Source organism: Streptomyces sp. NBC_00637, from assembly GCF_045161545.1.
GTDB lineage: Bacteria > Actinomycetota > Actinomycetes > Streptomycetales > Streptomycetaceae > Streptomyces.
Genome location: NZ_CP109046.1, coordinates 5680592 through 5704035, shown reverse-complemented (window position 1 = coordinate 5704035; position 23444 = coordinate 5680592). Strand labels below are relative to the sequence as shown.

The 23444-nt window shown below is 72.3% G+C and carries 23 protein-coding genes; 4 read left to right on the top strand and 19 right to left on the bottom strand.

The annotated features are described in order from the left end of the window. Nucleotides 1-2 precede the first annotated feature (2 nt). Nucleotides 3-860 (bottom strand): NAD-dependent epimerase/dehydratase family protein, encoded by an 858-nt coding sequence (locus OG440_RS25035; protein ID WP_406009021.1) that lies wholly within the window; start codon nt 858-860, stop codon nt 3-5. 122 nt (nt 861-982) lie between these two features. On the opposite strand from OG440_RS25035, the gene OG440_RS25030 reads away from it, so the two are divergent. Then, a complete protein-coding gene (locus OG440_RS25030; RefSeq protein WP_406009020.1) occupies nt 983-1849 on the top strand; it encodes a helix-turn-helix transcriptional regulator in 867 nt (288 codons plus the stop codon). A gap of 72 nt (nt 1850-1921) precedes the next feature. Here OG440_RS25030 and era read toward each other — a convergent pair whose 3' ends face one another. Then, nucleotides 1922-2875, bottom strand: coding sequence for a GTPase Era (gene era, locus OG440_RS25025; RefSeq protein ID WP_406009019.1), 954 nt, complete (start codon nt 2873-2875; stop codon nt 1922-1924). A 174-nt stretch (nt 2876-3049) separates the two neighbouring features. Here era and OG440_RS25020 point away from each other — a divergent pair, with 174 nt between their 5' ends. After that, entirely contained in the window at nt 3050-4360 is a 1311-nt protein-coding gene (locus tag OG440_RS25020; RefSeq protein WP_406009018.1) for an ammonium transporter, read from the top strand. Beyond that, nucleotides 4357-4695 carry a P-II family nitrogen regulator gene (locus OG440_RS25015; protein ID WP_385564613.1) on the top strand — a complete coding sequence of 113 codons (339 nt, stop codon included), beginning with the start codon at nt 4357-4359 and terminating at the stop codon, nt 4693-4695. The genes OG440_RS25020 and OG440_RS25015 overlap by 4 nt, the downstream gene beginning before the upstream one ends. Here the strand turns inward: OG440_RS25015 and OG440_RS25010 are convergent. From OG440_RS25010 to OG440_RS24960, 11 genes are all read right to left on the bottom strand, one after another. Next, nucleotides 4692-5714, bottom strand: a complete 1023-nt coding sequence (locus tag OG440_RS25010) for a WxL protein peptidoglycan domain-containing protein (protein WP_406009017.1) — start codon at nt 5712-5714, stop codon at nt 4692-4694. The two genes, OG440_RS25015 and OG440_RS25010, sit on opposite strands and share 4 nt — an antisense overlap. Nucleotides 5715-5889: 175 nt before the next feature. Continuing rightward, a complete protein-coding gene (locus OG440_RS25005) occupies nt 5890-7230 on the bottom strand; it encodes a beta-xylosidase (protein ID WP_406009016.1) in 1341 nt (446 codons plus the stop codon). A 171-nt stretch (nt 7231-7401) separates the two neighbouring features. Continuing rightward, complete coding sequence (locus OG440_RS25000) at nt 7402-7878, bottom strand: hypothetical protein (protein ID WP_406009015.1); 477 nt, start codon at nt 7876-7878, stop codon at nt 7402-7404. A 274-nt stretch (nt 7879-8152) separates the two neighbouring features. Further along, complete coding sequence (locus OG440_RS24995) at nt 8153-8506, bottom strand: cytidine deaminase (RefSeq protein WP_406009014.1); 354 nt, start codon at nt 8504-8506, stop codon at nt 8153-8155. Nucleotides 8507-8562: 56 nt separating this feature from the next. Further along, nucleotides 8563-8922: an MmcQ/YjbR family DNA-binding protein gene (locus OG440_RS24990; RefSeq protein ID WP_406009013.1), complete on the bottom strand. Its 360-nt coding sequence runs from the start codon at nt 8920-8922 to the stop codon at nt 8563-8565. 19 nt (nt 8923-8941) lie between these two features. Further along, nucleotides 8942-10249: a hemolysin family protein gene (locus tag OG440_RS24985; protein WP_406009012.1), complete on the bottom strand. Its 1308-nt coding sequence runs from the start codon at nt 10247-10249 to the stop codon at nt 8942-8944. After that, nucleotides 10246-10743 carry an rRNA maturation RNase YbeY gene (gene ybeY, locus OG440_RS24980; RefSeq protein ID WP_406009011.1) on the bottom strand — a complete coding sequence of 166 codons (498 nt, stop codon included), beginning with the start codon at nt 10741-10743 and terminating at the stop codon, nt 10246-10248. The genes OG440_RS24985 and ybeY overlap by 4 nt, the downstream gene beginning before the upstream one ends. A 13-nt stretch (nt 10744-10756) precedes the next feature. Further along, complete coding sequence (locus OG440_RS24975; protein WP_406009010.1) at nt 10757-11815, bottom strand: PhoH family protein; 1059 nt, start codon at nt 11813-11815, stop codon at nt 10757-10759. Nucleotides 11816-11975: 160 nt separating this feature from the next. Continuing rightward, nucleotides 11976-13118: a carbohydrate kinase family protein gene (locus OG440_RS24970; RefSeq protein WP_406011449.1), complete on the bottom strand. Its 1143-nt coding sequence runs from the start codon at nt 13116-13118 to the stop codon at nt 11976-11978. 233 nt (nt 13119-13351) lie between these two features. Next, nucleotides 13352-14641, bottom strand: coding sequence for a glucarate dehydratase family protein (locus OG440_RS24965; RefSeq protein ID WP_406009009.1), 1290 nt, complete (start codon nt 14639-14641; stop codon nt 13352-13354). Beyond that, the gene (locus OG440_RS24960; RefSeq protein WP_406011448.1) at nt 14638-15534 is read right to left on the bottom strand and encodes a 5-dehydro-4-deoxyglucarate dehydratase; all 897 of its coding nucleotides are present in this window, start codon (nt 15532-15534) and stop codon (nt 14638-14640) included. The genes OG440_RS24965 and OG440_RS24960 overlap by 4 nt, the downstream gene beginning before the upstream one ends. Before the next feature lie 219 nt (nt 15535-15753). Between OG440_RS24960 and OG440_RS24955 the strand changes: the two genes are divergently transcribed. Continuing rightward, the gene (locus OG440_RS24955; RefSeq protein ID WP_406009008.1) at nt 15754-16536 is read left to right on the top strand and encodes an IclR family transcriptional regulator; all 783 of its coding nucleotides are present in this window, start codon (nt 15754-15756) and stop codon (nt 16534-16536) included. A 182-nt stretch (nt 16537-16718) separates the two neighbouring features. Here OG440_RS24955 and OG440_RS24950 read toward each other — a convergent pair whose 3' ends face one another. The 6 genes from OG440_RS24950 to OG440_RS24925 form a co-directional block, all read right to left on the bottom strand. After that, on the bottom strand, nt 16719-17708 hold the full coding sequence (locus OG440_RS24950) for an adenosine deaminase (protein WP_406009007.1): 990 nt from the start codon (nt 17706-17708) through the stop codon (nt 16719-16721). Nucleotides 17709-17728: 20 nt separating this feature from the next. Then, complete coding sequence (locus tag OG440_RS24945; protein WP_406009006.1) at nt 17729-18634, bottom strand: ribonuclease Z; 906 nt, start codon at nt 18632-18634, stop codon at nt 17729-17731. 7 nt (nt 18635-18641) lie between these two features. Continuing rightward, nucleotides 18642-18995: an HIT domain-containing protein gene (locus OG440_RS24940; protein ID WP_406009005.1), complete on the bottom strand. Its 354-nt coding sequence runs from the start codon at nt 18993-18995 to the stop codon at nt 18642-18644. A gap of 176 nt (nt 18996-19171) precedes the next feature. Continuing rightward, the gene (locus OG440_RS24935; RefSeq protein WP_406009004.1) at nt 19172-22378 is read right to left on the bottom strand and encodes a S41 family peptidase; all 3207 of its coding nucleotides are present in this window, start codon (nt 22376-22378) and stop codon (nt 19172-19174) included. A 45-nt stretch (nt 22379-22423) separates the two neighbouring features. Further along, a complete protein-coding gene (locus OG440_RS24930; protein ID WP_406009003.1) occupies nt 22424-22927 on the bottom strand; it encodes a hypothetical protein in 504 nt (167 codons plus the stop codon). A 106-nt stretch (nt 22928-23033) separates the two neighbouring features. Continuing rightward, nucleotides 23034-23426: a VOC family protein gene (locus OG440_RS24925; RefSeq protein WP_406009002.1), complete on the bottom strand. Its 393-nt coding sequence runs from the start codon at nt 23424-23426 to the stop codon at nt 23034-23036. Nucleotides 23427-23444: the final 18 nt, after the last annotated feature.

Genomic DNA, 23444 nt, shown 5'->3' with positions numbered 1-23444 from the left:
GTCTACAGCGCGCCGGCGTCCCGGGCCGCGTAGACGCTGGGGTACAGCGGGCGGTAGCCGAGCTCGCGGCGGATGCGTTCGGTGGAGGTCAGCTGGAAGAACGGGTCGGGGTCGGTGCGCTCGTAGAGCTCGGCGGGCACGTCGACCCCGTTGAGCTGGTGCAGTTCGACCGCCGTGACGGGGGCGTCGTCGGCGATGTTGTAGGCCCGGCCGCCGGCTCCCGGCGCGTGAAGGAGGCGCAGCAGCCCCTGGGCGACATCCACGTGGTGGACCATCTGCAGCCGCTGGGCCGCCGCCCAGTTCCCGGCCCACATCAGCGACTGGGCGAGGTGCGGATCGCCCTCCCCGTAGACGAAGGCTAGGCGGCCGACGCGCACGTCCAGGCCGTCCAGCGCGAACAGCTCCCGCTCGGCCACCCCCTTCGCCTCGGGATAGGCGCCCCACATCGCGCCGCCGCCGGGCCGGACCTCGTCGTCCTCGGTCAGCGGCCGGCCCCGCCCCAGGCCGTACACCAGCCCCGTGCTGACCTGCACGAAGCGCCGTACACCGGAGGCCAGCGCGGCGCGGCCCAGTTCCACGGCCGCGTCCCGGTTGACGGCCCACGCCTCCTCGTCCGGCACGCCGCGGAAGGACGCGGCGACGTTCACGACCGCGTCCACCCCGGCCACCGCCTTGCCGAGCGCCTCCGTGTCCCGCAGATCCCCGAGCACGACCTCGGCGCCCAGCTCGGCGAACCGCTCCCCCCGGGCCGCGTCGCGGACCAGGACCCGCACCTTCTCCCCCGCCCCGGCCTGCGCCAGCAGCCTCGGCACGAAGCGCCGGCCGACCTGTCCCGTCGTACCCGTCACCAATGTCAACATCGTCTGCTCCCTCGGTCTGGTGCCACCAGCCTCGGACGCAGCCGGGACGACCGGGAGAGACCTGTCGATCAGGGGATCGGCAGTCCCTGGATAAGCCGGGCGGCTTGGCGCAGCCTGGAGGGGTGAACCGAACCGAACTCGCCGACTTCCTGCGCCGCGGCCGGGACCGCCTGACCCCGTCGGACGTGGGTCTGACGACCGGGGCCCGCCGCCGTACGCCCGGACTGCGCCGCGAGGAGGTGGCGCAGCTCGCGGGCATGTCGGTCGACTACTACACGCGCCTGGAACAGTGCCGCGGCCCGCACCCGTCCCGCCAGATGCTGACGGCGCTGGCCCGCGCCCTGCGCCTCACCGACGACGAGCGCGACCACCTGTTCCACCTGGCCGGCGAGGAGCCGCCACGCCGTGAGACCGCGTCCGCGCACGTCCCGCCCGGTCTGATGCTGATCCTGGACCGCCTGCACGACACCCCGGCGCAGGTCGTGACCGACTGCGGCGAGGTCCTGGCCCAGAACGCGATGGGCAGGGCGCTGACCCGCGACGTCATGTCGCGCCCCCGGCGGGAGCGCAACCTGCTGCGCCGCTACTTCCTGGACCCGGAGGCCCGCACCCTGTTCCCGGAGGAGGACCGGCCCGACCACGCCCGCGCCCAGGTGGCCAACCTGCGCGCGGTCGCCGCCGCCCGCCCGGACGACCCCGAACCCGCCGCCCTGGTCGCCGAACTCCGCGCGGCGAGCGAGGAGTTCGCCCGCCTGTGGGACGAGCACGAGGTGTCCCTGCGGCACAAGGCGACGAAACGCTTCCTGCACCCGCTGGTCGGCCTGCTGGAGCTGGACTGCGAGGTCCTGCTCAGCCACCAGCACCACCAGCTCCTGGTCGTCCACACGGCCCGCCCGGGCACGGAGGCCTACGAACGACTGCGTCTGCTGCGGGTGGTGGGGTTGCAGGACATGTCCCCGCAGGGAACGCCCTCTCGCCGGACCGGCTGAAACCCGAGCACGGACCGGAATCCCAGCACGGCGGCCGGGAACCCCGGCGGACGGCTGGAACCCCAGGACGGGCTAGAACCCCAGCTTGCGGAGCTGCTTGGGGTCGCGCTGCCAGTCCTTCGCGACCTTCACGTGCAGGTCGAGGAAGACGGGCGTGCCCAGCAGTGCCTCGATCTGCTTGCGGGACTTGATGCCCACGTCCTTCAGGCGCTTGCCCTTGGGGCCGATGATGATGCCCTTCTGGCTGGTGCGCTCGATGTAGATGTTGGCGTGGATGTCGAGCAGCGGCTTGTCCGCCGGACGGTCCTCGCGCGGGAGCATCTCCTCGACGACCACCGCGATGGAGTGCGGGAGCTCGTCCCGGACACCCTCCAGCGCCGCCTCGCGGATCAGCTCGGCGACCATCACCTGCTCGGGCTCGTCCGTCAGGTCGCCCTCGGGGTAGAGCGGCGGGCTCTCCGGGAGCATCGGCGCGAGCAGGTCCGCGAGCAGCCCGACCTGCTGGTCGCCGACCGCCGAGACCGGCACGATCTCCGCCCACTCGAACCCCAGCTCCTTGCCGAGCTGGTCGATCGCGATGAGCTGCTCGGCGAGCGCCTTGGAGTCCACGAGGTCGGTCTTCGTGACGACCGCGACCTTCGGGGTCCGCTTGATCCCCGCCAGCTCCTTGGCGATGAACCGGTCGCCGGGGCCCAGCTTCTCGTTGGCCGGCAGGCAGAAGCCGATGACGTCGACCTCGGCCCAGGTGGCGCGCACGACGTCGTTCAGCCGCTCGCCGAGCAGGGTGCGCGGCTTGTGCAGGCCAGGCGTGTCGACCAGGATCAACTGGGCGTCCGGGCGGTGCACGATGCCCCGTACCGTGTGCCGGGTCGTCTGCGGACGGTTCGAGGTGATCGCCACCTTCTTCCCGACCAGAGCGTTCGTGAGGGTGGACTTGCCCGCGTTGGGACGGCCCACGAAGCAGGCGAAGCCGGCGCGGTGGAGGGCCTCGGCCGACTGCTCGGATGACTGGTTACGAACGCTCATGGCCCCCATTCTCCCTGATCCACGAAGCCCCGCCGTACACACGAGCGGCAGTGCCCTCCAGCGTGAGCTCCCGGAAACCTCCACGCAACGAAACGTCGCGGAAACACACCCGTACGCGACCGGAAACCGAAAGCGGTGAACCTCTGACGAGCCCCCGCATCGTTGGAGACCCCCGTGACTCTGGCCGCCGCCCATGCGAACACCGGCGACACCGCCTGGCTGCTCGCCGCCACCGCCCTCGTTCTGCTGATGACCCCGGGTCTGGCCCTCTTCTACGGCGGCATGGTCCGCACGAAGAGCGTGCTCAACATGCTCATGATGAGCTTCGTGTCGATCGCGCTGGTCACGGTGGTGTGGCTGACGGCCGGCTACTCGCTCGCGTTCGGCGACGACATCGGGGGCGGGCTGATCGGCGGGCTGGAGCACGCCGGGATGGCGGGCCTCGGCCCGGACAGCGTGCAGGGCACGGTCCCCACCCTCCTGTTCGCCACCTTCCAGCTGACCTTCGCGATCATCACGGCCGCCCTGATCAGCGGCGCGATCGCGGACCGGGCGAAGTTCGGCGCGTGGCTGGTCTTCGTACCGGTCTGGGCACTCCTCGTATACGTTCCCGTCGCGCACTGGGTGTGGGGCCCCGGTGGCTGGATCCTCGACCGGCTCGGCGCCCTCGACTTCGCCGGCGGTCTCCCCGTCGAAATCACCTCCGGCGCCTCGGGTCTGGCGTTGTGCCTGGTCCTGGGCCCGCGCCTGGGCTTCAAGAAGGACGCGATGCGTCCCCACAACCTCCCCATGGTGATGCTGGGCGCGGGGCTCCTCTGGTTCGGCTGGTTCGGCTTCAACGCGGGCTCGGCCCTGGGCGCGAACGGTCTGGCGGCCGCCGCCTTCCTCAACACCCTGGCCGCCGGCTGCACCGGTCTGCTCGGCTGGCTCTTCGTCGAGCAGCGGCGCGACGGCCACCCGACGACGCTGGGCGCGGCGTCCGGCGCGGTCGCGGGCCTGGTGGCCATCACGCCCTCCTGCGGCTCGGTCTCCCTGCTCGGCGCCCTGGTCGTCGGCCTCGCGGCCGGTGTCGTCTGCTCCTACGCGGTGGGCTGGAAGTTCAAGCTGAACTACGACGACTCCCTCGACGTGGTCGGGGTCCACCTGGTCGGCGGGGTCATCGGCACGCTCCTCATCGGCGTCTTCGCGGTGGACACCATGACCGGCGGGGCGGAGGGCCTCCTCTACGGCGGCGGGCTCGCCCAGCTCGGTAGGCAGCTGGTCGCCGTGGTCGTCGTGGGGGCGTACGCCTTCACCGTCACGTACGGCATCGGCAAGGTGCTCGACAAGACGATCGGCCTGCGCGCCGACGAGGACCACGAGCACACCGGCCTGGACCTTACGGTGCACGCCGAGACGGCATACGATCACGGCGTCCTGGGCCACGGCGCCCCGGTCGGCTCGCACCCCGTCCTCTCCGCCCAGAAGGTCAAACCACAGGAATGAAGCTCATCACCGCGATCGTCAAGCCCTACCGCCTCGACGAGGTCAAGACGGCCCTCCAGGAGCTCGGCGTGCACGGCCTGACCGTGACCGAGGCCAGCGGCTACGGCCGGCAGCGGGGCCACACCGAGGTGTACCGGGGCGCCGAGTACCAGGTCGACCTCGTGCCCAAGGTGCGCATCGAGGTCGTCGTCGAGGACGCGGTGTCCGATGCCGTGATCGACGCGGTGGTGCTGGCCGCACGGACCGGGAAGATCGGGGACGGGAAGGTGTGGGCGCTGCCGGTCGAGACGGTCGTGCGGGTGCGGACGGGTGAGCGGGGACCCGACGCGCTCTAGCGTCGGCCTCCGACGGGCCGGCCGACTTTCGACTGCGGCTGCGCGGGGGCCGGTCGTGCCGTTCCCCGTGCCCCTCGGCGGCTCTGCCCCTCGGGCCCTCGCCGCCGTCTGATCAGGAACCCCGCCCCAGCCGCGATCGCCGCCGCCACGACTCCCACCACGAGCCATGGCACCGCCACGAAGGACGCCGTCGCCGACTCGTTCGTGTTCTTGGCGGTCGCCGTCAGTCTGACGTCCGTCCAGTCGAGTTGCGGGGCGCCCGCCCAGCGTTCGGTGAGGCGGACGCGTTGGCCCGGGAGGAGCTGGGAGGGGAGCTTCGTCAGGTCCCGGGTCAGGAGCGTACGGCCGAAGAGGCCGCTCGCCTTCAGCTCCACCTTCGGTACGAGGGTGACGTTGCCGGTGTTGTGCAGGGTGTAGGAGATCGTCGCCGTGCTGTCGCCGAGGCCGGGAACCAGCGGCTGGTCGTGGCTGATCCTCACGTTTTCGACGGCGAGCGCGGGCAGCGTGGGCCCGCCGACCTGGAGGTAGACGCGGGCACCGACGGCCCGCTGGACGCCGAGGGCGACCCCGCCGTCGCCCTGCGCGACCCGTTCGTCGAGGGCGACGATCGCCCCCGGATGGTCGCCGGGCTCGGCGCCCTCGGGCACCCGGACGGTGAACGGCACGGTGACCGTGGCACGGCCCGGCACGGTGACCCGGTCCTTCGGCAGCTCGGCCCAGGCGCCCACGCCGCGCATCTTCTCGCCGAGCGACTTCACGGCGAACCCGCCGTCGCGGGCGGTGTTGTAGGCGTCGGCCGCGTACAGCCGGAAGGTGAGGGGCTCGTCCGTCTTGTTGGCGACGACGACCTTGTCCTCGATCGACTGGCCGGGATCGGCGGAGACGTAGAAGTAGGGCCGCGCGGCGACGGCCGAGGAGACGGGGTAGACCGACCAGCTGCCGTTGTCGGCGGCGCGGGCGGGGGTCGCGAGCGTCAGGAGGAACAGCAGCGGCAGGAGGAGGACGTACGGCTTGCGCATGGGTGCGGACCCCCCGGCGAACGGGTCCCGGCCGGCGGGCCCCGATGGACGGACTTCGGCGAACGGACTGCGAAGAACGGACGTGGACGGCGAACGGCCGTCGACGGCCGGCTGGACGGGCGGGTGCGGACCTGTGGGGCGGGCGCCCGGCCACCGGTGGACGTGGTGCGTACGCTCAGGTGAGCGTGAGGGTCAGGACGCCGGCGTAGCTGCCCGGAGGCGTGAACGACGGTACGTCGAGGGAGAGTCGGGCGTCGGCGGTGAACTCGCCGCCGGTGGCCGTGCCGTCGGGCGTGGACGCCAGGGTCGCCCCCGAGGCGCCGATGGAGCCCGTCGAACCGGCCTGACAGGTACTCGGACTGCCCGCCTTGGTGGCGCACACGGGCGTCCAGCTCAGCTTGCCGGCGTCGATCTTGGCGCCGGGGCCGCTGAAGTCGGTGACCTTGCCGGTCAGGGACCAGCCCGCGGGTCCGCCGCGGAAGTCCTTGACCGTCACCGTCTGGAGCGCGCCGGTCGAGGCCCCGCCCTGGCCGAACTCGACCGCGGACAGCTGGACGGCGTCCCCGGCCTGGGACATCGACAGCGTGCCCGCCCGGACCGTGGCGGTCACCTTCTGGCTGCCCTCCGGTACGGGCTGGTCGTCGATGACGACGTACGCGACCGGTCCGGCCCCGAGGTCCGAGCTCCACGCGCCGCCCTCGTACGCCACGACACCGGTCGTGGTGAGGTCGCTGACGACGAGCGAGCCCGAGATGCCACCCTGCGCGTTCGCGGTCACGGTCGCCGTGTCCGCGGTCTGGGCGGACGCGGAACGCCCGGCCAGGGTGACGGCCGCGCCCGGGGTGAAGCCGCTGCCGGTGACGGCGACTGCCGCGCCGGGACTCCCGGAGGCCGAACCGAGCGAGATCGCACGGGTGTTGGCCGGCGGGTTGTCGGCGGCGGTGACGGTCTCCGACACCGGGGCGGGCGGGTTGGTCACCGTGCAGGGGGTGTCCAGCTCCAGGATGTAGCTGGTGTGGATGTTGTAGTCACCGGGCGAGAGGGTGATCGCGCCGGGGGTGGTGACCGTGAAGGTGCCGGTCATGGAGAACGACGGGAAGGCCCCCTTGCCGGGCACCGGGTCGTTCTTCTTCGGGCCCGTGACCGTGACGCTGCCGGACTGCGCGCCACCGAGCGTGACCTTGCCCGTCGGCGTCATGATGTCGGCCGGCAGGGCCAGGTCGGTGGGGTTGCTCGCGGCGGGAGTGACCACCGTGTACGTGACGGTGACGGTGTCGCCGACGTCGGGACTGGTGTCGTCCGCCGTGATCTTCGCGGTGGTGGTGCCGTCGATGGGCGGGAGGCCCGCGATCGCCGGCGGGATGCAGTGCGTGTCGAAGTCGACGTTGGACGCGGCGCCGGCCGGGGCCGCCAGCGCCCCGCCGGCGGTGACCGCGAGCGCGGTCACGCCGAGCAGCGACGCCCAGCGGCGTCTTCGGGAACCTCGGGTGCTTCCGGAACTTCGGGGTGAACCCATGTTGCCCCCTCCTCCAGGGTGCGGGCGCAGCGGCTCTTCTGCGCCGACAGGGGGCATTGAGGTGCGGATCGCGTGAGAAGTCAATGGACATCACGCGGTGAACTGATGGGCCGTCAGCTTCCTGGCGGGGCCGGGAAGCCGACGGCCTGTCGGCTCGGTTTCCGACCGCTATCAGCTGAACACGAACGGACCCGGCGCCTGCGCCCCGCTCGCCGTACAGGTGACGGTGATCCCGAAGACGACCATCTTCAGGGATCCGCCGTAGAAGTCCAGGCTGTCACCGGAGGCCACGGTCCCGTTGAGCGGACCGACCGTGATCGAGGAGCCGGCCGGCATGGCGGGGTTCACCGTGCCGGAGAAGACCCTCGCCGCGCCGGTCGAGTTCGCCATCGTGAGCGTGGAATTGATGCTGTTCGCGCCGATCGTGATGGGCGTGCTGATCGCGGTGGACGTCAGCTTGAGGGTGGCGGCCGTGCCCGTCTGGGTGGCCGTGAGGGTGGCTGCGCCGCCTCCGAAGAGACCGCAGTTGGCGGTGACGGTCGCCGTCAGCGGGGTGACGGCGACAGCCGAGGGCGCGAGGGCCAGTCCGGTGACCGCGAGGGCCCCGACCAGCATGGCCGCACCTGATCCGATTCGCTTGCCTCTCATGGGATCCGCTCCCTTCCCGAATACGGGAATCCATGTGGGGGGTGGATGGACGGGAGATGCCGGCGGACCACCGCCCGGGAGGGATGGGTGCGGACACCCTGCCCGAAGCTGAAATCTGACGGTCCGTCGGAACTTGCGTTCCATTGATGCGTGAGCGATCCGAGAACGGCAAGAGGGAAAACCGGCCTACCTCGGACCGGCCTGCGGCCCCGCGCGCGCGACCGGCCGTCAGCCCGCGCAGACCATCAGCCGACGGTCATCCGGCGGTCATCCGTCAGCCCGCGGAGACGGTCAGCCGGACGGTGCCGTCCGGCCCGGCCACCAGCACCGGGGTCTGCGGCCCACCGAGATCGCGTACCGCGGCGAGATCGGCCTCGGCGGCCGCCTCCGAGGCGGTCACCACCGCCGCCGCCTCCAGCGACTCCGCCCCCGAAGCCACCGCCATCGCCACCGCCGTCTGCAGCGCGCTCAACCGCAGCGACGGCAGCTCCACCGTCCCCGCGACATACGTACGTCCCGTCTCGTCCCGTACGGCGGCCCCCTCGGGCACACCGTTGCGGGCCCGCGCGGAACGGGCCAGGGTGACGATCTTGCGGTCCTCGGGGTCGAGCGCGTTGCTGTCGGTCATGCCCCGAGCATACGAAGAACCGGCCAGGACCCGGACCGCGCGTCCGCCGGACGGGCTCAGGGCCGGTCGAGCCGCAGCCGCTCGGCCCGCGGCAGACCGGCGACCACCAGGTCGTAGGAGTCCTCGACGAGCTCCCGGACCAGCCGGTCCGGGAGCTCCCCGTCGACCGTCACCGTGTTCCAGTGCCGCTTGTTCATGTGCCACCCGGGGACGATCAGCCCCTCGTACTCCCCGCGCAGGCGCACCGCGTCGTCCGGGTCACACTTGAGGTTCACCGTCAGGGGCCGCGCTTCCAGGGTCGTCAGCGCGAACAGCTTGCCGCCGACCTTGAAGACCGAGATCTCGGGCCGGAAGGGGAAGTCCTCCACCGCCGCGTTGAAGGACAGACACAGGGCGCGCAGTTCCCGAGGCTTCACTCCGCTCCTCCAGACCTCGTCATGCCGGTTTCGTCTCCTCGTCCGACCGGTCCGCCGCTTCCACCGGCTCCACCAGCACCGTGACGATCTTGTTCCGGCGGCCGGCCGCGGCCTCCGCCGTCAGCCGCAGCGCGCGCCCGTCCGGCAGGTCGACCACACTCGACGCGCCGGCGATGGGCACCCGGCCCAGCGCCTTGGCGAGCAGCCCGCCGACGGTCTCCACGTCCTCGTCGTCGTACTCCTCCAGGCCGTACAGCTCGCCCAGGTCGGTGATGTCGAGGCGGGCGGTGACCCGGTGACGGTCGTCGCCGAGTTCCTCCACCGGCGGGAGCTCGCGGTCGTACTCGTCGGTGATCTCGCCGACGATCTCCTCCAGGATGTCCTCGATCGTGACGATGCCGGCCGTGCCGCCGTACTCGTCGATGACGACGGCGACGTGGTTGCGGTCCTGCTGCATCTCCCGCAGCAGGTCACCGGCGTTCTTGGTGTCGGGCACGAAGGCGGCGGGCCGCATCGCCGTCGACACCAGCTCGCCCTCGGCGTCCCGGTTGATGTGCGTCTTGCGGACCAGGTCCTTCAGATACACGATGCCGACGATGTCGTCCTCGTTCTCCCCGGTCACCGGTATGCGGGAGAAACCGGAGCGCAGCGCGAGGGTCAGCGCCTGGCGGATGGTCTTGTACCGCTCGATGACGACGAGGTCGGTCCTCGGGACCATCACCTCGCGGACGAGGGTGTCGCCGAGCTCGAAGACGGAGTGCACCATACGGCGCTCGTCGTCCTCGATCAGGGATTCCTTCTCGGCGAGGTCGACCAGCGCGCGCAGCTCCGCCTCGGAGGCGAAGGGGCCCCGGCGGAAGCCCTTGCCGGGGGTCAGCGCGTTGCCGATGAGGATCAGGAGCGACGGGATCGGGCCCATGATCCGCGCCAGCGGGAGCAGCACGTACGCGGCCGCCGTCGCCGTGTTCAGCGGGTGCTGGCGGCCGATGGTGCGCGGGGACACGCCGACGGCGACGTACGACACGAGGACCATCACGCCGATCGCCGCGAACAGGGCCGCCGTCGTGCCGTCGATCTGCTGGAGGCACGCGTAGGTGACCAGCGCGGCCGCCGCCATCTCGCAGGCGACGCGGACCAGCAGCGCCACGTTCAGATAGCGGGTCGGGTCGGCGGCGATCTGCGCGAGCTTGGCGCTGCCCCGACGGCCGGAACGTACGGCCTCCTCGGCGCGGAAGCTGGAGACGCGCGCGAGGCCCGCCTCCGCGCAGGCGGCGAGCCAGGCGACGACGACCAGGGCGATCGCGCCGGCGACGAGGGTGGGACTCATGAGACGGTCGGAGCCGGGGACGGGCCGGTCAGGCCCTTCTCCTCACGCCAGCCGTCGACGATGGCGGCCTGCAGACCGAACATCTCGGCCTTCTCGTCGGGCTCCTCGTGGTCGTAGCCCAGCAGGTGCAGCACCCCGTGGACGGTGAGCAGTTGGAGCTCCTCGTCCATGGAGTGCCGCGTCTCCGCGTCCTTGCCCTGCTGCTCGGCGACCTCGGGGCACAGCACGATGTCGCCCAGGAGGCCCTGCGGCGGCTCGTCGTCGTCCTTCGACGGCGGACGCAGCTCGTCCATCGGGAAGGACATGACGTCCGTCGGCCCCGGCAGGTCCATCCACTGGATGTGCAGCTGCTCCATGGCGGCGGCGTCCACCACGATCACCGAGAGCTCGGAGAGCGGGTGGATGCGCATCCGGGCGAGCGCGTAGCGGGCGATGTCGAGGATCGCCTGCTCGTCGACCTCGGTTCCGGACTCGTTGTTGACGTCGATCGACATGGTGCTGGCTTGTCTACTTCCGCTTGTTACGGCCGCCCTTGTGGGTGCCGTTCTCCGTACCGTTCTCACTGTCGTACTGCTCGTACGCGTCGACGATACGGCCGACGAGCTTGTGCCGGACGACGTCCTGGGACGACAGGCGGGAGAAGTGGACGTCGTCGAGCCCCTCCAGGATGTCCTGGACCTGACGCAGACCCGACTTCGTGCCGTTCGGCAGGTCGACCTGGGTCACGTCACCCGTGATCACGATCTTCGAGTCGAAGCCGAGCCGGGTGAGGAACATCTTCATCTGCTCGGGGCTCGTGTTCTGGGCCTCGTCCAGGATGATGAAAGCGTCATTGAGGGTCCGGCCCCGCATGTACGCCAGCGGCGCCACCTCGATCGTGCCCGCCGCCATCAGCTTCGGGATCGAGTCCGGGTCCAGCATGTCGTGCAGGGCGTCGTACAGCGGGCGCAGGTAGGGGTCGATCTTCTCGTAGAGCGTGCCCGGGAGGAAGCCGAGCCGCTCCCCCGCCTCGACCGCCGGGCGGGTCAGGATGATGCGGTTGACCTGCTTGGACTGCAGGGCCTGGACCGCCTTGGCCATGGCCAGGTAGGTCTTGCCGGTACCGGCCGGGCCGATGCCGAAGACGATCGTGTGCTTGTCGATCGCGTCGACGTACCGCTTCTGGTTGAGGGTCTTGGGTCTGATGGTGCGACCGCGCGAGGACAGGATGTTCTGTGTCAGAACCTCGGCCGGGGTCTCCTGGCCGTCACTCGTCCCGTTCTCACTCGCCCGCAGCATGGCGATCGAGCGTTCCACTGCGTCCTCCGTCATCGGCTGCCCGGTGCGGAGCACCAGCATCATCTCGTCGAACAGGCGCTGGACGAGGGCGACTTCCCGTGGGTCGCCGACCGCGCTGATCTCATTGCCCCGGACGTGGATGTCAGCCGCCGGGAAGGCCGTCTCTATCACGCGCAGAAGGGAGTCTCCGGATCCCAGCACGGCCACCATGGGGTGCTGGGCGGGAACCGTGAACTGTGCTCTCGCCTTGCCCTGCGCGGGCGTGTGAGCTGTGGGTGTCTGAGTCATAGGCGGGCCCGAAGGCCTCTACGTCCTCCCGGATACGACTCGCCTGCCACAAGGGCGGCCTGGCGATTTCAAGGGTACGCCAGGGGACTGACAACGCCGTAGGGCTTTTAGGGGTCCGACGGCGGGGCCCGGAGCGGGGTCCGGGGCCGGGATCCGGCGACTATGCCGAACGGCCGAAACCGATCGTCGGCACCGCTCGGCGCAGCGGCCACGGGGTGGCCTCCTCCGCCGCCGGGAGCAGCGTCGGGAGCAGGCTGTCCAGGAACGCGTAGCGCCGCAGCGCCTCGGGGTCCTGGCCCTCGACCGACTGGACCCTGCGCCACCAGGCCGCGATCTCGGACCAGCCGGGGGCGGAGAGCGAGCCGCCGAACTCCTGCACGGAGAGGGCCGCCGTGAGGCCGGCGAAGGCGAGGCGGTCGGCGAGCGGCCAGTCGGCGAGGGTGCCGGCCACGAAGCCGGCCACGAAGACGTCCCCGGCGCCGGTGGGGTCGAGGGCCTCGACGGCGATGGCCGGGACCTCGGCGGACTCGCCGGAACGCCGGTCCACGGCATAGGCCCCCTCGGCGCCGAGCGTCACGACCGCGAGCGGTACGTGCTCGGTGAGGGCGTGGGCGGCGGCGCGGGGGCAGCCGGCGCCGGTGTAGCGCATGGCCTCCTGCGCGTTCGGCAGGAAGGCCTCGCAGTGCGCCAGGTCGGTGAGGCCGGCCAGGTCCCAGGCACCGGTGTCGTCCCAGCCGACGTCGGCGAAGATGCGGGTGCCGCGGGCGGCGGCCTGGGCGATCCAGGGGGCGCTCGTGCCGGGGGTGAGGGAGGCGACGGCGGCGCGGGCGTACGGCGGGCAGGCGGGCGCGGGCTCCTGCGGGGGCGGCTCGTGGCCGTGCGAGACCATCGTTCGCTCCCCCTCGTACGCCATGGAGACGGTGACGGAGGAGTGCCAGCCGGGGACCGCGCGTGAGGCGCTGAGGTCGATGCCCTCGCCCCGTTCGAGGGCGTCCCAGCAGTACTCGCCGTAGTGGTCGTCGCCGAAGGCCGCCGCGAGGGAGGTGCGCAGACCGAGCCGGGCGAGGGCGGTGGCCATGTTGGCGACGCCGCCGGGGCTCGATCCCATCCCGCGCGCCCAGGACTCGGTCCCGCGTACCGGGGCGGAGTCGAGGCCGGTGAAGATGATGTCGAGGAAGACGGGTCCGGTGAGGTAGACGTCCCACGGCGGGTCGTCGGGGGTGCGCCGGGCGGCCAGCGGATCGACCCGGGCGGCCTGGCCGGTCCCGGCGCCGGCCTCGCCGGTGTCGCCGCCGGCCCTGATGCCGGTGTTGCCGGTCTGGTGGTGTCCCTCTCCGGTGGACGCGTTGGACGCGGTCACGGTGCGCTCCCTGACGTGGTGCCGATCTGGCCAGTGTGCACCACGCCACCGACAACCCGCCGGTCGTCACGCCGGGCGCGCCACGCCCCGCAGGCCCCGCGTGCGTCGTCCGCCCGGCGCGGCCGGGTCGGCCGGGTGCGCCGGGTCAGGCGTCCCGCCAGGAGGCCGGGCTCCCGTCACCAGCGGGGCACGGACGGGGTGACCCAGTCGGGGTCGGCGACGCGCATCGCGGCCGCGTCGTCGCGTTCGCGCAGGGCGCCGTCGTCCTCGAGCCAGCGCCGGTGCAGGAACCGGAGCCTGTCCCGGTCGAGTTCGACGCCGAGGCCGGGCGCGTCCGACACGGTGACCTTGCCGCCGTCGAAGGTGAGGCGTTCGGTGAGGACGTCCTCCGACTGCCAGGGGTAGTGCGAGTCGCAGGCATGGTGGAGGTTCGGGACGGTGGACGCCACGTGGGTCATGGCGGCCAGCGAGATGCCGAGGTGGGTGTTGGAGTGCATGGAGATGCCGACGCCGAACGTCCGGCAGATCTCGGCGAGTTGCCGGGTGTTGCGCAGTCCGCCCCAGTAGTGGTGGTCGGAGAGGACGACCTGGACGGCGTCGCGGGTGAACGCCTCCTTGATCTCGGCGAACGTCGTCACGCACATGTTGGTGGCGAGCGGCACGTCGGTCCGCGCGGACACCTCGGCCATGGCCGGGGTGCCGAGGGCGGGGTCCTCCAGGTATTCGAGGATGCCGCCGATCTCGTCGGCCACCTTCAGCGAGGTCTCCACCGACCAGGCGCCGTTGGGGTCGAGCCGCAGCGGGTGGCCGGGGAACGCCTCGGCCAGTGCCCGTACGGCGGCGATCTCCTCGTCCGGTGCGAAGACCCCGCCCTTGAGCTTGAAGGAGGTGAAGCCGTGGCGCTCCTTGAAGCGCCGGGCCTGCTCGACGACCCCGGCCGGGTCGAGGGCCGCGCCCCAGTCGTCCTTCTCGGCGGGGACGCCCCCGGGATGGCCGGCCCACTTGTAGAAGAGGTAGGCGCTGTACTCGACCGCGTCGCGCACCTTGCCGCCGAGCAGCGTGTGCACGGGCAGGCCGAGCGCCTTGCCGAGGGCGTCGAGGCAGGCGACCTCGAAGGCGGAGACGACGGACAGTCGCAGTTTGTCGGCGGTCTGGACGCCGCGCAGCCCGCCGACGTCCACCTGCCCGGAGGTCCGGGAGCTGTCGACGGCCAGTTCGTCGGCGAGGGTGAACAGGCCGTTCAGGTCGCTCACGGAACGGCCGCCGAGCCGTTCGGCGAACGGGCGGGCCAGTTCCAGGTACTTGGTGTCGCCGTACGTCTCGCCGACGCCGGTGACCCCGTCCGCCGTCTCGACCTCGACGATCAGCCGGGGCGTGTACGGCTGGTGCACGCCCTGGGTGTTGAGCAGCGGCGGGTCCGCGACCAGGATCGGGGTCAGGCGGACGTCGGTGATCGTGAGGTTCACAGCGCGGCTCCTACGAGGTCGAGGCCGGTGGCCAACAGGGCCCGCAGCTCGGCGAGGTCGGCGGGCGAGGGGTCGGTGAGCGGTGCGCGGACCGGTCCCACGCGGTGGCCGCGCAGCCAGGCCGCCGCCTTCACCAGGGAGACGGCGTAGCCCGGTACCCGGTCGCGGAGTTCGACGAGCGGGACGTAGAAGTCGCGCAGCAGCCGGTGGAGCGTCTTGTCGTCGCCGTCGCGCAGCGCGGTGAAGCAGGCGTTCGCGATCTCCGGGGCGAAGGCGTGGACGGCGGAGGAGTATGCGGGGACGCCCACCGTGGCGTAGGCGCGGGCCTGGATCTCGGCGGTGGCGGCGCCGTTGAAGAAGAGGAAGCCGTCGGGGGCGGCGAGGGTCAGCCGCTGGAGGCGGTCGAGGTCGCTGTGCCCGTCCTTGAGGCCGATGACGCCCGGGACGGCGGCGACCCGCCGCAGCGAGGCGGCGGTGAAGGCGACCTGGCCGCGCTGGTAGGCGATGAGGGGCAGCCGGGTGCGGGCGGCGAGGTGCTCCAGCTGGGCGACGAGGCCGTCCTGCGGGGCGGCGACGAGGTAGTGCGGCAGGACGAGGAGGGCGTCGGCGCCGGCCTCCTCCGCGATGCGCGCGAACCGGGCGGCCTGGGCCCAGCCGTAGCCGGCTCCGGCGACGACGGGGAGCCGGCCGGCCGCCTCCTCGACGGCGATCGTGACCACCTGCCGGTACTCGTCCTCGTCGAGGGAGAAGAACTCGCCGGTGCCGCAGGCGGGAAAGACGGCGCCCGGTGCGGTCGCGATGCGGGCCGCGACGTGCGCGCGGAAGCCGTCGGGGTCGAGCGAGCCGTCGTCGTGGAAGCTGGTGAGCGGGAACGAGAGCACCCCCTGGGCCATGCCGTCCCGCAGGCGGCGGACCGTCTCCCGTTCGCGGTTCCTGTCGCGTTCCGTGGCGCGGTCCGTGGCGCCTTCTCTGTCGCTTTCCCTGTCGAGGCTCACCCTCGGCCATCTCCCTATGTAAACGTCATCTACGTATGAAGATGGAGGTTATATACGCGAACAGCGACCGTCAATGGGCGTGCGCCCCCTCGACCCGCACACCCTTACGATCGGCACATGTCGGAGACAGGCGGAGTCCGCGAGGTGAAGTCCGCGGCACGCACGGTCGAGCTGCTGGAACTGCTCGCGGCGCGCGGCGACCGGCCGGCGCGGCTCCAGGAACTGGCGGACGAGCTGGGCGTGCCGCGCAGCTCCATGTACGCGCTGCTCCAGACCCTGGTCAGCCGGGGCTGGGTGCGCACCGACGTGACCGGCTCCCTGTACGGCATCGGCATCCACGCGCTGCTGACCGGCACGAGCTATCTCGACTCCGACCCGCGCGTGCGGCTGGTGCGGCCCTACCTCGACGAGGCGTCCGAGGCGCTGGGCGAGACGATCCACCTGGGGCGGCTGGACGGCCGCGGTGTGGCGTATCTGGCGACGCGCGAGTCGCACGAGTACCTGCGCACGATCAGCCGGGTCGGGCGGCGGCTTCCGGCGCACGTCGGCGCGCTCGGCAAGGCGCTGCTGGCGGAGCGGCCGGACAGTGAACTGCCCGAGGGGCCGTACGAGGCGTTCACCCCGCACTCCCGTACGAGCCGTCGGGCGCTGCTGGCCGACCTCGCCGAGGTGCGGGCGCGCGGGTACTCCGTGGACCGCCAGGAAGGCGTCCTCGGCCTCGTCGGGTTCGGGTTCGCGCTGCGCTACGACACCCCCGCGCAGGACGCGGTCAGCTGCTCGGTGCCGGTGGCGCGGCTGACGCCGGAGCACGAGGAGCGGATCGTCGCGGTCATGCGGGAGATCAGGGCGAAGATCGAGGCGACGGCGCCGGGTGCGGGCGGCGCAGCCGACTGGCGGTAGCGCCGGCCCGGTGGCGGCCCGGCGGACCCGTCCGGGACGCGTACGGCACGGCCGGACCCCGGCGGGCATGAGCCGCAGGGTCGTCGACATGGAGGACGGCGTGCTGCTGAGTTTCGGGCCCCGCACGCCCCTCGTCATCGACATCCCGGTGGACCGCGTCGACCGGGCCTGACCGGGACGGATCAGAACGTGTAGGCGTCGACCTCCGCGAGATACCGCGCCCGCCGCTCCTCGTCGTCCTCCAGGAAGGAGGCGACGAAGGAGTTGCGGGCCAGCTCCCGCAGCCGCTCCTCACCCAGGCCCAGGGCGGCGCCCACGGCGTCGAAGTTGTCGCCGGCGTACCCGCCGAAGTAGGCCGGGTCGTCGGAGTTGACCGTGCACAGCAGCCCGGCGTCGAGCATGGCGGGCAGCGGGTGGTCGGCGAGGACGTCGACGGTCCGCAGCCGCACGTTGGACAGCGGGCACAGCGTGAGCGGGATCCGGTCGCGCACCAGCCGCTCGACGAGGGCCGGGTCCTCCATGCACCGCAGCCCGTGGTCGACGCGCTCCACACCGAGCACGTCCAGGGCCTCCGTGATGTACTCCGGCGGCCCCTCCTCACCGGCGTGCGCGACGCGCCGCAGGCCCAGCGCGGCCGCCGCCTCGTACACCTCGCGGAACTTCGCCGGCGGATGCCCGACCTCGGCGGAGTCCAGGCCGACACCGGTGATCCGGTCGAGGTGGGGCCGGGCCGCCTCCAGCGTCTCCAGCGCCGACTCGGCGGACTCGTCGCGCAGGAAGCACAGAATCAGCCGGGTCGAGATGCCGTGCCGGGCCTCGCTGCCGCCCAGCGCACGCCACAGCCCGTCCACCACCGTGCCCATGCCGATCCCGCGGGCGAGGTGGGCCTGCGGGTCGAAGAAGATCTCCGCGTGCCGCACGCCCTGCGCGGCGGCCCGCGCGAGGTAGGCGTTCGCGAGGTCCTCGAAGTCGCGCTCGGTGCGCAGGACCGCCATGAGCTCGTAGTACAGGTTCAGGAAGGACTGGAGATCCTCGAACTCGTACGCCTTGCGGAGCTCGTCCGTGTCGGCGTACGGCAGCGCGATCCCGTTGCGCGCGGCCAGCTCGAAAGCCAGCTCGGGCTCCAGGGTGCCTTCGATGTGCAGGTGCAGTTCGGCTTTGGGGAGGGGCATCAAAGCATCGTACGGCCGCTTTATCGCCGTTTCGGAACCGGTACGCGCAGCAGGTCGTAGGCCACGGTCAGCTCGCCCTCGAACCCCGCCGCCCGCGCCTGCCGCTCGAACTCCTCCGGCTCGGAGTAGCGCTGACTGAAGTGGGTGAGGACCAGATGCCGCACCCCGGCGTCACGCGCCACCCGGGCCGCCTGACCGGCGGTCAGATGACCGTGGTCGACGGCGAGTTGCTCGTCCTCGTCCAGGAAGGTCGACTCGATGACGAGCAGATCGGCGCCGTCGGCGAGCGCGTGCACCCCGTCGCACAGCCGGGTGTCCATCACGAACGCGAACCGCTGCCCGGGCCGCACCTCGCTCACCGCGTCCAGCGACACGCCGTCGATCGAGCCCTCCCGCTGGATCCGGCCGACGTCCGGCCCCTTGATGCCGTGCGCGGCCAGCCGCTCGGGCAGCATGCGGCGGCCGTCGGGCTCGACGATCCGGTAGCCGTAGGACTCGACGGGGTGGGAGAGCCTGGCGGCTTCGAGACGGTAGGACGCGGCGGTGGCGAGGACGCCGTCCGCGTCGACCGGGGCCTCGGTGATGCCGACGGTCTCGCGGTAGGCGGTGGAGTAGCGCAACCGGTCGAAGAAGCGCTGCCCGGAGCGCGGATAGTGCGCGGTGACCGGGTGCGGGACCTTGTCCAGGTTGATGCGCTGGATCACACCGGCGAGGCCGAGGGAGTGGTCGCCGTGGAAGTGCGTGACGCAGATCCGGTCGAGGTCGTGCGCGGCGACCCCGGCCCGCAGCATCTGCCGCTGGGTGCCCTCGCCCGGGTCGAAGAGGATGCCCTCGCCGTCCCAGCGCAGCAGGTAGCCGTTGTGGTTGCGGTGCCGGGTCGGGACCTGGCTGGCGGTGCCGAGGACCACCAGTTCGCGTACGGACACGGCCGGTCTATCCGGGAGGCCAGTGCAGGCCGCGGCCGCCGACCACATGCGCGTGGGCGTGCCAGACGGTCTGGCCGGCGCCGGCGCCGGTGTTGAACACGATGCGGTAGCTCTCCAGCTTGTCCCCGTCCGCGACCGCCTGCGTCTCGCGCAGCACGTCGGCGGCGAGCTCCGGCGCGCCGGCGGCCAGGGCGGCGGCGTCCCGGTAGTGCGCCTTCGGGATCACCAGGACGTGGGTGGGCGCCTGCGGGTTGATGTCCCGGAAGGCGATCGTCGTCTCGGTCTCCCGCACGATCGTCGCCGGGATGTTCCCCGCGACGATCTTGCAGAACAGACAGTCGTCCTGCGGTTCCCCTGCCATGCGGGCTCCTCCTCAGACGGTTGATCGGTACGGGACGCATGGTAGCGGGGGGTTTCGTCACTCCAGCCCGTCTGGGGGTCCCCCCTCCGGGGGAGCTTGAGGAGGAGGCTGTGCAGGCCGAAGCGGGGGTCCGGGGGCGGCAGCCCCCGGAGGCGGCCACACCGACGCCGGGTGAGCTATGACCCGGGCAGCAGCGGAGGCACCTTCGCCGGGGTCTCCTCCAGGGCGGCCAGCGCCAGCGACACCGCTTCGTCCAGCTGGACGTCCCGCCCCGCGGCGTAGTCCTGAGGAGCGCAGATCACCTCGACGTCGGGATCGACACCGTGGTTCTCCACACCCCACTCGTACCCCTCGAGCCAGAACGCGTACTTGGGCTGCGTGACGAGCGTCCCGTCCACCAGCCGGTACCGGCTGTCGATCCCGATCGTCCCGCCCCACGTGCGCGTGCCGACCACCGGCCCGATCCCCAGCGCCTTGATCGCCGCGTTGACGATGTCCCCGTCGGACCCGGAGAACTCGTTGGCGACGGCGACGACGGGCCCCCGGGGCGCGTCCTCGGGGTAGCTGGACGCCCGCATGCCGCGCGGCAGGTCCCATCCGACGATGCGCCGGGCGAGCTTCTCGACCACGAGCTGTGAGGTGTGGCCGCCCCGGTTCTCCCGGACGTCGACGATCAGTCCCTCGCGCGCGACCTCGACCCGCAGGTCACGGTGGATCTGGGCCCAGCCGGGCGCCTGCATGTCGGGGACGTGCAGATACCCGAGCCGTCCCCCGGAGGCCTCGTGCACGTACGCCCGCCGGTCCGTGACCCACGCGTGGTAGCGCAGCGCCTCCTCGTCCGCGACGGGGACGACGACGGCGTGCCTCGGCTCGCCCCCGCCGGACGGCGAGATCGTCAGCTCGACGACCTTGTTCGCGGTGCCCACCAGCAGCGGCCCGGGGCCGGCGACCGGGTCGACCGGCTGCCCGCCGACGGCGAGGATCGCGTCACCGGCCCGCACCGCGACGCCGGGTGCGGCCAGCGGGGAGCGCGCGTCGGGGTCGGAGGTCTCCGAGGGCAGGACCCGGTCGATGCGCCAACCGCCGTCCGCGTGACGGGAGATGTCGGCGCCCAGCAGTCCCTGCCGGGCGCCGCCGCCGTGGCCGCCGCGCGGCATGACGTAGGCGTGCGAGGTGCCGAGTTCGCCGTGCACCTCCCACAGCAGGTCGACGAGGTCGTCGTGGGTGGCGACCCGTTCCAGCACGGGCCGGTAGCGGTCGAGGACGCCGTCCCAGTCGACGCCGCCCAGGTCCGGCCGCCAGAAGTTGTCCCGCATGATCCGGCCGGTCTCGTCGTACATCTGCCGCCACTCGGCGGCCGGGTCGACGGTGCGGCGGACCCGGCCGAGGTCGACGGTGATGTTGCTGTCGCCGTCCTCGTCGCCGGAGGCGCGCCGGTCGCTGGGCACGACCTTGAGCTTGCCGTCGGTCCACAGCAGCAGCCGCTTGCCGTCGCCGCTGACCTCGAAACCGTCGGCGTCGGCCGCGAGGTGCTCGATGCGCTGCTGGGCGAGGTCGTAGCGCTCCAGTTCGGTGTGCGGGTCGGGGTCGTCCGGGGTGGCGCGGGAGGCACCGAGGACACCGCGCACGGGGTGCCGCAGCCACAGCACGCCGTCCTTCGCCGCGGCGAGGCCGGAGTACCGGCCGGCCTCCACCGGGAAGGGGACTATCCGGTCGGCGAGGCCCTCGAGGTCGATGCGGGTGGACGGGGTGCCCTCGCTGTCGGGTGTCTCGTCCTTGTCGGGGGCCTCGAAGGGCCTGCCGTGCCGCTGCGGGCCGAAGGGGGACGGGGTCGTCGCCGCGAGGGTGATGAGGTGCGGGCGGGCGCCGGCCACGAAGGACAGGTCGAAGACGTGCTCGTCGTAGACCGGGTCGAAGGCGCGCGTGGAAAGGAACGCGAGGTGCTTGCCGTCGAGGGTGAAGGCGGGCGCGTAGTCCCGGAAGCGCAGCGGGGTCGCCTCGGTGACCGACAGGTCGGTGACGTTGGCGAGCTTGAGCTGGCTGAGCGGGCGCGGCCCGGGGTGCGACCAGGCCAGCCAGGCCGAGTCGGGTGAGAAGACCAGGTCGGACACCTCGCCGTCGGGGCTGCTGTCGACCTCGCGGACCTCACCGGTCTCCCGCTCGACGAGCAGCAGCCGCCCGTCGTGCGCGGCGACGGCCGCCCGGCTGCCGTCGGGTGCCATGGCGAGCTCCAGGACCCGTCCGAGCCGGCCGGCGGCGAGCCGGCGCGGGGTGGCGCCGGGGGCCGTCCCGGTGGCGGGGGCGAACTCCAGCGCGTCCTCGCCCTCGGCGTCGGTCACCCACACGACCCACTCCTCGCCCTCCGTGCGGAAGGTGCGCGGCAGCCGGGCCCGGACGCCGGGCTCGGCGGCGAGTGCGCGGGCGGGCCCGGAACGGTGGGTCACCCAGTGGACGGCGCCGCGTACCTCCACGGCGCTGCCCCGCGCGGTGTGGTCGGGCGCGGCCCCGCCCAGCCAGCGGGAGGCGGCCACGGGGTAGGGGCGCCGGTCGGTGCGCTGTCCGCCGAGACGGACGTCGAGCCGGCGCGGTTCGGCGCCGTCGAGGTCGTCCAGCAGCCACAGCTCGCCCGCGGACATGTACACGATCCGGGTGCCGTCACCGGCGGCGTGCCGGGCGTAGAAGCCTTCGAGCGGGGTGTGCCGCCTCAGGTCGGATCCGTCGGCGAGGGAGGAGTACAGGGCTCCCGTGCCCTCGTGGTCCGACAGGAAGGCGATGCGCTCCCCCGCCCACACCGGGTGCTCGATGTTCCCGTCGAGCTCCTCGTGCAGCCGGACGAACTCCCCGTCGCCGTCCCGGTCGATCCACAACTTGCCCGCGGTGCCGCCGCGGTAGCGCTTCCAGTGGGCGGCCTCGCGCCCCATCGGCGCGGACAGCACCACGGTGTGCGGCCCGTACGCGACCGTGCCGACCGGCCCGTACGGCAGGGTCGTCGCCGGTCCGCCGTCGACGGGGACGGCGCGGGCCCAACTGCGGCGCAGGGTCGCCTGGTCGTAGGTGCTCACGGCGAGCACCTGTCCGTCCGGGGTCCAGCCCCGCACCCGGGTCTGCCAGCTCCCCCAGTACGTCAGCCGGGTCGACGGGCCGCCGTCGACGGGGGCGATGTGCACCTCGGGGGCGCCGTCGCGGGTGGAGGTCCAGGCCACGGTGGTGCCGTCGGGCGAGATGCGCGGCAGGGTGACCGGCACGTTGTCGGCGCTGACCCGCCAGGCGCGGCCGCCGTCCAGGGGGGCCAGCCACACGTCGTCCTCGGCGGTGAAGGCCACCGACTCGCCGTGCAGATGGGGGTATCGGAGGTATGCGGCAGGCGTCGCGGGCTGTGTCACCGCATCACTGTATGCACCGGCGGGACCGCAGGTCAGGGGTTTCGATCACTTCATTCCACCGCCCCCGGCGCCGTTCCCGTCCCTGCCGACGGTCTCGGTGACGGTGACGGTCACCGTGACCGTCGGCCGTCCGCCGGGCCGGTCGGAACCGGACGGCTGGACGGGTGACGGCGTCGCGGACTTGCAGTCACCGAGCCCGCTCACCCGGAACAACTGCTTCTTGCCGACGACGGCGGTGAGGTCCCCGCGCACACAGGCCCCGTCGACCGCCCGCGTGACCTGCCCCTCGACCGTGATGTCCCGCCCGTCGGCGGTCTCGCCCCGGCAGTCCACGGCGGCGACGGTCCCCGCCTTCTCCTGGTCCTTGTACCGAGCGGTGCAGGTCAGCCAGCGCACGTCCACGTCCCGCCGCTGGATCTCGGCCGTCGCGGCCTCGTCGGTGGTGTACGCCACGGACATGCTGCTCAGTCCGCCCGGCTCGCACGCCGCGGTGCCGACCGCCGCCACGGCGGCCAACGGGAGAAGCCAAATCCGCCTCGATGCCCCCATGGACGGCAGCGTGCCACTCGGGCAGACGGTGCGGTAGCCCGTATGCGGTCACGTTCGGCGCGGGTCCCGCCGTGACGCGTGAACGCCGTTCGCCGCCGGCGCGTGCTCAGCCGCGCAGCAGCAGCCACTCCTGAAGTTCCACCAGATTGCCCTCCGGGTCCTTGAGATGGGCCACGCGCATCCGGTCGGTCATCGGGGCGGGGCCGTGGATCAGGGTGGCGCCTCGGGCGGTGATCCGCGCGCACAGGGCGTCCAGGTCGTCGACGCGCAGGGCCACCAGGGAGCGGTGCCCGTTCGCCGTGTCGCCCAGTTCGCCGAGCACCTGCGCCATCATCGCCCGGTCCTGGATGGCTATCCCCGTCGATCCGGTCGCGGGCGAGAACTTCTCGTAGGGTCCCCGCTCCGCCCCCGACTGCGGTTTCAGGCCGAGGACGTCGGCGTAGAAGCGGTAGCAGGCGGCGAAGTCGGTGACCAGCAGCCTTACCTGGACGAATTCCACGATGTCCTCCCGGAGGGC

What these genes read in the sequence shown, in the direction of transcription:
- OG440_RS25035 (WP_406009021.1), bottom strand. Translation starts at nt 860, where the DNA reads ATGTTGACATTGGTGACGGGTACGACGGGACAGGTCGGCCGGCGCTTC.
- era (WP_406009019.1), bottom strand. Translation starts at nt 2,875, where the DNA reads ATGAGCGTTCGTAACCAGTCATCCGAGCAGTCGGCCGAGGCCCTCCAC.
- OG440_RS25015 (WP_385564613.1), top strand. Translation starts at nt 4,357, where the DNA reads ATGAAGCTCATCACCGCGATCGTCAAGCCCTACCGCCTCGACGAGGTC.
- OG440_RS25010 (WP_406009017.1), bottom strand. Translation starts at nt 5,714, where the DNA reads ATGCGCAAGCCGTACGTCCTCCTCCTGCCGCTGCTGTTCCTCCTGACG.
- OG440_RS25005 (WP_406009016.1), bottom strand. Translation starts at nt 7,230, where the DNA reads ATGGGTTCACCCCGAAGTTCCGGAAGCACCCGAGGTTCCCGAAGACGC.
- OG440_RS25000 (WP_406009015.1), bottom strand. Translation starts at nt 7,878, where the DNA reads ATGAGAGGCAAGCGAATCGGATCAGGTGCGGCCATGCTGGTCGGGGCC.
- OG440_RS24995 (WP_406009014.1), bottom strand. Translation starts at nt 8,506, where the DNA reads ATGACCGACAGCAACGCGCTCGACCCCGAGGACCGCAAGATCGTCACC.
- OG440_RS24985 (WP_406009012.1), bottom strand. Translation starts at nt 10,249, where the DNA reads ATGAGTCCCACCCTCGTCGCCGGCGCGATCGCCCTGGTCGTCGTCGCC.
- ybeY (WP_406009011.1), bottom strand. Translation starts at nt 10,743, where the DNA reads ATGTCGATCGACGTCAACAACGAGTCCGGAACCGAGGTCGACGAGCAG.
- OG440_RS24975 (WP_406009010.1), bottom strand. Translation starts at nt 11,815, where the DNA reads ATGACTCAGACACCCACAGCTCACACGCCCGCGCAGGGCAAGGCGAGA.
- OG440_RS24960 (WP_406011448.1), bottom strand. Translation starts at nt 15,534, where the DNA reads ATGGCCCAGGGGGTGCTCTCGTTCCCGCTCACCAGCTTCCACGACGAC.
- OG440_RS24955 (WP_406009008.1), top strand. Translation starts at nt 15,754, where the DNA reads ATGTCGGAGACAGGCGGAGTCCGCGAGGTGAAGTCCGCGGCACGCACG.
- OG440_RS24950 (WP_406009007.1), bottom strand. Translation starts at nt 17,708, where the DNA reads ATGCCCCTCCCCAAAGCCGAACTGCACCTGCACATCGAAGGCACCCTG.
- OG440_RS24940 (WP_406009005.1), bottom strand. Translation starts at nt 18,995, where the DNA reads ATGGCAGGGGAACCGCAGGACGACTGTCTGTTCTGCAAGATCGTCGCG.
- OG440_RS24930 (WP_406009003.1), bottom strand. Translation starts at nt 22,927, where the DNA reads ATGGGGGCATCGAGGCGGATTTGGCTTCTCCCGTTGGCCGCCGTGGCG.